The sequence below is a fragment of the Citrobacter sp. Cf088 genome (assembly GCF_030334295.1).
GTDB lineage: Bacteria > Pseudomonadota > Gammaproteobacteria > Enterobacterales > Enterobacteriaceae > Citrobacter > Citrobacter freundii.
This window is the reverse complement of the sequence record NZ_JAOWEE010000025.1, coordinates 1-283: the sequence shown is the minus strand read 5'-3', so window position 1 is coordinate 283 and position 283 is coordinate 1. Positions and strand designations below refer to the sequence as shown.

1 protein-coding gene is annotated in these 283 nt (G+C 54.4%); it reads left to right on the top strand.

The window, feature by feature from the left end; genetic code table 11:
- Nucleotides 1–283, top strand: a 283-nt coding sequence (locus tag OGV71_RS01560; protein WP_286532467.1) for an SUMF1/EgtB/PvdO family nonheme iron enzyme, incomplete at both ends; no start/stop codon positions are given.

Here is a 283-nt window from a genome sequence, read left to right as displayed (position 1 = left end):
CTGATGGGGGATTTTGGCGAAGAGTATGGCGTGGAAAGACTGCAGTACGACGGGCGTAAAGACAGCAAACCATTACACAGGGTGGAGTTAAGCAGCTATTCGCTGAGTAAATTTAAAGCCAGCAACCAGCAGTACCAGTTTTATCTGGCCTGGAATGGTCTGAAGGACCGGGAGGTTAAGGGGCGTATCACCCGGCAGAAGTGGAACGAGATGGGACAAATCCCGGATGCACCTGCGCATGTGGACTGGAACGAAGCGGAGCGGTACTGCGCCTGGCTGGGAG